The sequence below is a fragment of the Nostoc sp. CHAB 5836 genome, assembly GCF_020829445.1.
GTDB lineage: Bacteria > Cyanobacteriota > Cyanobacteriia > Cyanobacteriales > Nostocaceae > Nostoc.
This window is the reverse complement of the sequence record NZ_JAIVFV010000086.1, coordinates 19,604-27,091: the sequence shown is the minus strand read 5'-3', so window position 1 is coordinate 27,091 and position 7,488 is coordinate 19,604. Positions and strand designations below refer to the sequence as shown.

Sequence of the window (7,488 nt, the reverse complement as noted above, 5' to 3'; positions counted from 1 at the left end):
GGATTACTTTTTTTATTGATTAAGGTCTTCTTAATCAGTCTGAGGTAGCTTCTTACTGCTCTCAGTAGAGATTATAGCCATTTATTGGCTATATCTGAATAGATTTTGTTTAAAGTTTTCTAATACCAAGTTCTTTCCCCTCTGCCCCTCTCCCCCTTGTTCCCCTCAAGGTTGTGAGGAATCCGGGTTAAGCCCAAAATCCTTGGTGGAAAAGCGAAATTACTCTAAAGCTTTCTTAAGTTCGTCTTTAATATTTTCTACAGTGTGAGTAACTTGGGCTTCAGCTTGCTTTGCTTGTCCTTCAGCTTTATCTTGTGGATTACCTGTTATTTGACCTACAACCTCTTGAATTTTTCCTTCAATATTTTTTGCAGTAGCTTCTACTCTTTTTTCGGCACTCATGGTTTTTATTCCCAGCTTGTAGTTGATTAAGCTATCAGATAAGGTAACATTGTGTATTGTTTGTTACTTCTATCAATCGATAGAATAACTTGGTAAATTATATCATCTTAAGATAGATGCCTGGTGCTAAGTAGGTCGGCACGATTAAAATAATTCGTAATTCGTAATTCGTAATTCGTAATTCGTAATTCGTAATTAAGTTTTGTGTTAGCGTAGCGGTAGCGAGTCTGCGAACGCGCAGAGCGTCTCGTAGAGAGCGTCCGGGGATTTAGATTTAGGCGTTCAATTCGCGCTGCTTGATAGAAGCTCTTGACTTAAACCCCCAAAGTTCGTTAAAGCTAACTGGCTAAAGCTGTCCTTTGTCAATTGGTGATTAGTAAAGATTTTAAGTCTATTTACGTTTCGTAATATACTTTGATTTTTTCGCGCCAACTTACTTACAAGACAACGCAACCTAAAACAATATAAAGATATCATAAAATAAATAAATCCAAGCAAATTTTCAATAGAAGGAAAGTCAAGGAGTGCCAACAAAACGTCAAAAAAAGCTATGGATAAGTGAGATTAATGACATCATTCGGGGTGCTTGTGGAGGTTTTTTATTTGGCATACCTTTACTGTATACAATGGAGGTTTGGTGGATTGGATCACTAGCAAAACCACAACTGATGATGATGGCGATCGCATTGATGTTTATTGTGGTTTACTTGCTTAATCAGACAGAAGGCTTTCGGAAACGCACATCTAACTGGCTAACTCATCAAGCCGCAATGGATACCGTAGAAGCGATCGCCATCGGACTTGCTTGCTCTGCCTTCGTGCTGCTACTATTGCGAGAATTGACGCCAGAAACGTCCCTAAAGGAATCTTTAGGCAAGATCATCTTTGAAAGTGTACCCTTCACTCTCGGCGTAGCGTTAGCCAACCAGCTTTTGGGAGATACTAGAAACAGCAATGCAGAAGAACAAGCAACCGATCAGGTAAGCAACACAACCAAGAAAAAAGGGGATGAGTTACACGCCACCTTCGCCGATGTGGGTGGAACCCTAATTGGTGCAACCATAATTGCATTTAACATCGCTCCAACAGACGAAATTCCTATGCTTGCAGCCGCAGCCTCACCACCTTGGCAGTTGGCAATGATTGCCACATCTTTGCTGATATCTTATGGCATTGTATTTGAGGCAGGCTTTTCTGACCAGCAAAAGCGCAAACAGCAAAAAGGAATTTTTCAACGACCGTCGAGCGAAACCATTATATCCTACCTAGTGTCACTGCTAGCAAGCGCTTTTATGCTGTGGTTCTTTCAAAAGTTAACTTTTAGCGACCCTTGGACAATGTGGTTAGATCACACGCTGATACTGGGATTACCTGCAACTATCGGCGGTGCAGCCGGAAGATTAGCAATATGACTAAAACAGAACAGGAATCAGAGCGCTCAATAGCTCAGTGGGTAACATTCAGTGTCGCCTCAATTATCCTAGCAATCATTGTCAGCCTAGTAGGATACACTTGGCTCAATGAAAAAAATCAACCTCCCATTCTTTCTGTTACCAAAAAAGAAACAATTCGGGAAATTGATAGACAATTTTATGTTCCCTTTGAAGTTGTCAATAGTGGAGGAGATACAGCTGAGTCAGTTCAAATTATGGCTGAGTTACTAATTAACGGCAAAGTTACAGAAACAGGGGAACAACAAATCGACTTTTTATCTAGTGGCGAAAGTGAAGAAGGCGCATTTATATTTAGCCATAACCCTCGCCAAGGTCAGTTAAATCTGCGTGTTGGTAGCTATAAATTGCCATAGGTAAGATTTACAGCATTTTTCAGATATTTAGAGACCATTTATAAAGTAAACATCTCCAGAAATTAAATATGCGTTACCCAGAACCCTTGTAGAGACGTAGCAGTGCTACGTCTCTACATTCTTTTTCGGAGATGTCTACTTAGGATTCAGGAATTAGCACTTCTGAAAGTTTCCCAGTGAATACCTTCTCAGCCGGGCCTGTCATGTAAACCCGTTGGTCTACTTCTGACCATTCAATTTGTAAGGGGCCCCCTGGTAACTCTACAGTGGCAGCGCGATCGCACTTCCCAGTCAATACTCCAGCCACCAAAGAAGCACAAGCACCAGTCCCACAAGCTAATGTAATCCCAGCACCCCGTTCCCACACCCGCATTTTTAAATAGTCACGGCGCACCACTTGCATAAATTCGGTATTTATGCGTTGGGGAAAAACTGGGTGATGCTCAAATTTTGGCCCTATACTTTCTAGCTCAATTGCTGCGACATCTTCCACAAAGGTAATGCAGTGAGGATTTCCCATATTTACACAGGTGACATCCCAAATTTGCCCCGCCACCTCTAACGGCTGAGAAATGACTTTTTCTTGAGCGGGTGCAAGAGTGGTAGGAATTTCGCTAGCCAGTAATCTGGGTAAACCCATATCTACTTTAACTTGACCATCAGATAAGAGTTGGGGAGTCATTACACCACCCAAAGTATGAATCCGATATGAGTCTTGATTTCGGGATTCGCCTTCTAAGTCTGCTAAAAAGCCAGCTAAACAGCGAATGCCATTGCCACACATTTCTGGTTCTGAACCATCGCAATTAAAAATCCGCATGGTGTAGTCCGTGCCGTTTTCTCCAGGTAGGGCAAAAATTACACCATCAGCACCGATGCCAAAATGGCGATCGCACAACTTGATGGCTTGCTCTGGAGTCACTACAGGCAAAGATGACGAGCGATTGTCAATGAGAATAAAGTCGTTGCCTAGACCATGATACTTAGTAAATTCCATTGCCATTTCCAAAATCAATAACTTATATTTGTGTTTTGTTGTTTGTCATTAGTCAGTTGTCCTTTGTCATTTGTGAATGACCAATGACCAATGACCAATGACCAATACTTCGACTTACCTCGACTTCGCTCGGCACAAGTCGCTCAGTACAAGTGACCAATGACCAATGACTAATAACTAATGACTATGATTACCGAATTTGACACCACTTTGCCTAGTATTAGACAAGTCCAAAACCTGATTAAACAAACAACGCCAGTAGAGTTAAAGCTACTGAGTGGCGATGTAATCACAGGAAAGGTTTTATGGCAAGATCCACACTGTATCTGTATTGCTGATGAAAACAGTCAGCAAACCACTGTTTGGAAACAAGCGATCGCTTATATTAAACCGAAAACAAGTTAGGAGTGAAGCAGAAAAATTACAACTCATCACTTTGGTTGAGAAATGAAATTACTCTTTGGCATTAGTTGCCTGGGAACCCTTTTATTGTTGGACTGCGATCGCTATATACTTAAGTAGTAAATTACAAGTATTTCCAGCGATCGCACTTTTTTGGGAAATGCCCACCCTACAGCATAGGCCATCGCACATTTAAACTAAATTTTGTACTATAATTTAGGGTATGAAATCTGCGTTTAGAACCTGTTCTAGAGAAAAGGGTGGCTGTTCGGGAAATAGTTCAGAGGAGAGTTGATATTTTCTAATGGTATCCTTTCTAGCATCTGTATAACAGTCTACAAATATATCATTGAAAATAAATTTCAAACTAGGGCTATCGGCAAGAGTATATAAGATTTGTCTTCGTTGATCAACAACGGTCTGACGCCAACCTCTGGCATTATAATCTTTTTCTGCAATCCAAAATTGCAGTTTTAACAAATGCTCAATTAACACTACTAATCGAGTTTTTAATTCTTTCTTTTCACTCCGACCCATGCTGTCGATTTCTTCAATCAAATTATCAATATCCAATTGTTCTAGATTTCTTTCTCGCAACAGTTTAACAGTGGTTTGTATCCACAAATAAAAATCTTGTTCATATAATGCTTTATTTGCATCAGTGGTTAGCATGAAAAGTTCTCCTAACTCGATAGGATATGATTACATTATATTAAGACATTATTTATGAGCGATCGCGCCTCTCGTTGAAACCCAAAATTTAGGAGATATGGCTCTTCAGGTGTGCGATCGCTCTTGGATAAACTACAGTCAAATGCGATCACTAAGTAGAGCGACGCAAATAAAGCTAACTGGCTAAGGCTGTCACTTGTACTGAGCGACTTGTGCCGTCCTTCGACTACGCAGTTCGACTGCGCTCACCGTAAACTCAGGAACCGCGAAGCCGAGGTAAGTCGAAGTATTTGTCACTTGTCCTTCGTCATTTGTAAGGGTTTAAGGTGTATTTACGTTTCGTAACATAGTTTGATTTATTCTTGCCGACTTACTTATTTACAAGTAAGTAAGTCGGTGAAAAAAACAGAGCTATATTACGAAAAGTAAATACACCTGAAATCTTTACCAATGACAAATGACAAATGACAAATGACAAATGACAAATGACAAAGAACAAATGACAGCTTTCACCAGTTAGCTTTATTTACGCCGACTTACTTATTGCTAGCGATCGCACTGTAACTTTTTCCGAGTGCAATAGAAAGTCTCAATTACACTCCGTCACATTATCCGCAGGCAGAAACTCTTTGAGCGCTTCTGCCTCAGCAGCTTTCACCACTGGGATAGAAAGGGGTACTTTATTAGCGATCGCAAATAACTGTTCTAGTTGACTCAGACCTGTCAAGCCACCACATAACAAAACTTGGTCGCCAGCTCGCAAATCCATACCGCCATCAGGATAGCGGATAAACTTCCCATCTCGTCGGATCGCCTGTACCTGTACTCCATATTGCTTGCCGATATCTAAATCTGCAAGGGTTTTACCCAGGGTTGGCGCATCTGCCTTAACTGTAACCCATTGGCAAGCACTATTTTCTCCGGGAACAGCAGCTTGTCCCTGAGCAAATTCTGCTAAAGCCGCCAGTTCTTCATCTGCCCCCACTACCAGCAAGCGATCGCCTTCTGCCAATTTGGTTTGATTATTGGGATAATCGATTTCATCGCCGTTGGCGCGGCGAATTGCCATCAAACTCGCTCCTGTTAAGTAGCGCATATCTGCTTCTTCTATGGTCATACCAATTAAAGGCGAAGCAGATGGGAGAGCATACCAGCGCTGATTTAAATCGCGGGTTGCTTGGCGCAAATCGCGGGCTACTTCAGTTGCAGAACGCTCTGGACGTAAATCTAAATAATGATCATTGCGGATTTGCTGCATTTCTCGTTGGACGACAGCTGGCGACAACAAGCCTAAGCCAGTTAATAAATGAGTTGCCATTTCTAAGCTGGCTTCAAACTCTGGTTGCACCACTTCCCTAGCTCCTAGTTGATACAGCACTTCAATATTTTTATCCTGGGTAGCACGGACAACCAAATCTAATTCTGGGCACAATTCCAAAGCGCGTTTCAAGCAAAGACGAGTACTCATGGGGTCTGGAAGTGCGATCGCCATTCCTTTGGCATGATTCACGCCGGCGGTTTCCAAAACGTGTAAACTCACGCAATTACCATAGACATAAGACACCCCAGCCTCACGTAACTGCTGAATTCTACTCTCTGATTGGTCGATCACTACCACAGGTAGGTCGTGTTGCAGCAACAACTTTACCAAGTTTTTGCCCACTCGCCCATAGCCGCAGACTACCACATGGTCTTTGAAGGGCAAATCTTCCGACACATCCCGCGCCTCTTGTTCTTCTAAATACGGTTTCAACCAAGGCATTGATTCGGCAAAGTTAAATAAAAATGGCACTAACCGCAGGACAAAGGGAGTAAGGATGAGAGTGACTGCGGTGGTTCCCAAAATTAACAAGTATATTTGTCGCGACACCAGCCCCAAAGATTGCCCTTCACTAGCGAGAACAAAGGAAAATTCCCCAATTTGCGCCAGTCCCAAGCCGGCGATTATGGCTGTTTTCAAAGGGTAGCGGAACAGTTTTACTAGGGGGGTGATAATCAAAAATTTACCGACGAAAACCAGTGCTACCAACCCTAAAATCAATTCCAGGTTGTTCCACAAAAACACTGGATCGATTAACATCCCGATGGCAGCAAAAAATAAACTGGCAAAAATATCTCGCAGTGGTTCGACATAAGTCAAGGTTTGATCGGCGTACTCTACCTCAGAAATCATCAAACCCGCGACAAAAGCCCCCATCTCAATGGACAGTCCCAAATGCTCTGTTAATAAAGCAATGCCCAAACATAGGGCTACAACACCTAATAAAAATAGTTCTTTGCTTTCAGTACCGGCCAGCAGTCGTAACAAAGGCGGTATCAACCAAATTCCCGCAGCGATCGCCCCAGCCGCAAATAAAGCAATCCACAATAGCGCTGTTAGGACAGCAATGCCAATGGTTTCTGCTGGTTGGTTGAGGGCTGGTAGGACTGCTAACATCAGTCCCAGTGCCAAGTCCTGTACTACCAAAATCCCTAGCATCACTTGTCCGTGGGGCGTTTCTGTTTCGTTGCGCTCCATCAAACACTTGAGGACAACGGCTGTGGAAGACAAGGACAGAATACACCCCAAAAACATCCCCTTGGCAGGTAAAGTTCCCCAAGCTCCGGTTAACCCACATACCAATACTGTCACCAAAATGGTCAAAGCAATTTGGAGTCCACCACCACCAAGAGCGATCGCTTTTACCTTCTTGAGTTCCGCAAAGGAAAATTCCACACCCAAGGCGAATAACAAAAAGGCGACCCCAAACTGTGCCAGAGTCTCTACTTGAATAACTTCTTTAATGAGTCCCAGTCCGGCTGGCCCAATGATCATCCCACCAATGAGATACCCCAGCAGCACGGGTTGTCGCAAAAGTGCCGCCAATAATCCGCCACAAGCTGCAACGCCTAGAACTAAAACTAAATCAACAATTAACCTAAAATCTTCTTCCACCAGTTTTAAAAGAACTATTAAGACCTATTAAACTCAGGATACAAAGTTTTATATATCTCATACCATTTCTTTGCGAGGCTGCGCTAAACTCTCCTAACTTCTTTCTTTGTGTCCTTTGCGTCCTTCTCCCAATACAGTTCAGTTAAGCATTTCCTCCTTTTCTTTCTCTCTCTCTCTCTTCTCTCTGTGTTCTCTGCGCCTCTGTGGTTCGTAAAAAAAAAGAGTTTCAGCCCTTTTGTGAACCGTATTGCCTTAAAAAGGGGGTCAACCTAG

Annotated in this window: 7 protein-coding genes; 3 read left to right on the top strand and 4 right to left on the bottom strand. The window is 42.5% G+C overall.

What is annotated here, in order from left to right; all coding sequences use genetic code 11:
* Nucleotides 1-219 precede the first annotated feature (219 nt).
* On the bottom strand, nucleotides 220-402 hold the full coding sequence (locus LC605_RS18015; protein WP_229548884.1) for a CsbD family protein: 183 nt from the start codon (nucleotides 400-402) through the stop codon (nucleotides 220-222).
* A 524-nt stretch (nucleotides 403-926) separates the two neighbouring features.
* On the opposite strand from LC605_RS18015, the gene LC605_RS18010 reads away from it, so the two are divergent.
* Both LC605_RS18010 and LC605_RS18005 read left to right on the top strand, forming a co-directional pair.
* Nucleotides 927-1,814: a TIGR02587 family membrane protein gene (locus LC605_RS18010; protein WP_229548883.1), complete on the top strand. Its 888-nt coding sequence runs from the start codon at nucleotides 927-929 to the stop codon at nucleotides 1,812-1,814.
* Complete coding sequence (locus LC605_RS18005; RefSeq protein WP_229548882.1) at nucleotides 1,811-2,209, top strand: TIGR02588 family protein; 399 nt, start codon at nucleotides 1,811-1,813, stop codon at nucleotides 2,207-2,209. The genes LC605_RS18010 and LC605_RS18005 overlap by 4 nt, the downstream gene beginning before the upstream one ends.
* 139 nt (nucleotides 2,210-2,348) lie before the next feature.
* Here the strand turns inward: LC605_RS18005 and dapF are convergent, their stop codons facing one another.
* Complete coding sequence (gene dapF, locus LC605_RS18000) at nucleotides 2,349-3,212, bottom strand: diaminopimelate epimerase (RefSeq protein ID WP_229548881.1); 864 nt, start codon at nucleotides 3,210-3,212, stop codon at nucleotides 2,349-2,351.
* A gap of 180 nt (nucleotides 3,213-3,392) precedes the next feature.
* On the opposite strand from dapF, the gene LC605_RS17995 reads away from it, so the two are divergent.
* Nucleotides 3,393-3,611 carry an RNA chaperone Hfq gene (locus tag LC605_RS17995; RefSeq protein ID WP_229548887.1) on the top strand — a complete coding sequence of 73 codons (219 nt, stop codon included), beginning with the start codon at nucleotides 3,393-3,395 and terminating at the stop codon, nucleotides 3,609-3,611.
* A gap of 213 nt (nucleotides 3,612-3,824) precedes the next feature.
* Here the strand turns inward: LC605_RS17995 and LC605_RS17990 are convergent, their stop codons facing one another.
* A complete protein-coding gene (locus tag LC605_RS17990) occupies nucleotides 3,825-4,280 on the bottom strand; it encodes a DUF29 domain-containing protein (protein ID WP_229548880.1) in 456 nt (151 codons plus the stop codon).
* Nucleotides 4,281-4,869: 589 nt separating this feature from the next.
* Nucleotides 4,870-7,215 carry a cation:proton antiporter gene (locus LC605_RS17985; protein ID WP_229548879.1) on the bottom strand — a complete coding sequence of 782 codons (2,346 nt, stop codon included), beginning with the start codon at nucleotides 7,213-7,215 and terminating at the stop codon, nucleotides 4,870-4,872.
* Nucleotides 7,216-7,488 lie beyond the last annotated feature (273 nt).